Here is a 1,353-nt window from a genome sequence, read left to right as displayed (position 1 = left end):
TGGGCGTACGCTGGTAACACGCGCAAGCATTAGTTGCATACGGCGGTTACTTGCACGCCCGGGGCGTTCCGCCTCGCCGAACAGGTAGCGGCGCGTCACCGACTCCCGGACGTCGCGCAGGCCGTCCACCGGGCCGCTGTACAGGACGTTCCCGCCGTGGACGCCCGCGCCCGGCCCGACGTCCACGACCCAGTCGGCGCGGTGCACCACCGACAGGTCGTGCTCGATGACGAACAGGCTGTTCCCGGCGGTCTTCAGCCGGTGCAGGCTGTTCATCAGCGCCTCGGTGTCGGCGGGGTGCAGCCCGGCGGACGGCTCGTCCAGGACGTAGACGACCCCGAACAGGCCGGAGCGCAGCTGGGTCGCCATCCGCAGCCGCTGCAGCTCGCCGGCCGACAGGGTCGTGCTGGACCGGTCGGCGCCGAGGTAGCCGAGGCCGAGCTCGGTCAGCACCTCGACGCGTTCGATGAGGTCGCGCGACAGCACGGCGGCGGGGCCGGTCCCGCGCGCGTGCGGGCGCAGGACGGCGGCGAGGTCGATGAGCGGCAGCGCGGCCAGGTCGGCGATGTCGCGTCCGGCGAAGGTGACCGCGAGCGACTCGGGCCGCAGCCGCTTGCCGTGGCAGACCGGGCAGACGGCGCTGGTCATGAAACCCTCCGCCTTCTGGCGGCGCTTCTCGCTCTTGGACTCGGCGTAGGCGCGCAGCACCAGCCGCTTCGCACTGTGGAACGTGCCCTTGTAGGTGCCCTGCGTGCGGTGGGCCTCGCGGACGGGGTGGACGGTCACGACGGGCTGCTCGTCGGTGAACAGGATCCAGTCGCGGCGCTCCTTGGGCAGCTCGCGCCACGGGCGGTCCACGTCCACGCCCAGTTCCTCGAGGATCTCGCGGAGGTTCTTGCCCATCCAGCCGCCCGGCCAGGACGCGACGGCGCCCTCCCTGATCGACAGCGACGGGTCGGGGACCAGCGACGCCTCGGTCACGTCGTGGACCTCGCCGAGCCCGTGGCAGTTCGGGCACGCGCCGACCGGGGTGTTCGGCGAGAACGCGTCCGAGTCCAGGCGCTCGGCGCCCTCGGGGTAGTCGCCCGCGCGCGACAGCAGCATCCGCAGTGAGTTCGACACCGCCGTGACCGTCCCGACCGACGACCGGGAGGACGGCGACGACCGCCGCTGCCCGAGCGCGACCGCCGGGGGCAGCCCGGTGATCTCGTCCACGTCCGGGGCGCCGACCTGGTGCAGCAGCCGCCGCGCGTAGGGGGCGACCGACTCCAGGTACCGGCGCTGGGCCTCGGCGTACAGCGTCCCGAAGGCGAGGGACGACTTGCCCGAGCCGGACACGCCGGTGAACACCAC

General features: G+C 73.0%; 1 protein-coding gene. It reads right to left on the bottom strand.

Annotation, left to right across the window (positions count from 1 at the left end):
- Nucleotides 1-1,353 (bottom strand): excinuclease ABC subunit UvrA (locus tag AB0J52_RS40800; RefSeq protein ID WP_500188602.1); only part of this gene is annotated, 1,353 nt, incomplete at both ends.

Origin of the sequence: Spirillospora sp. NPDC049652 (genome assembly GCF_040675125.1) — a bacterium.
GTDB lineage: Bacteria > Actinomycetota > Actinomycetes > Streptosporangiales > Streptosporangiaceae > Spirillospora.
Note: the sequence above shows the minus strand (reverse complement) of the source record. Positions and strands in the feature narration are given on the sequence as shown.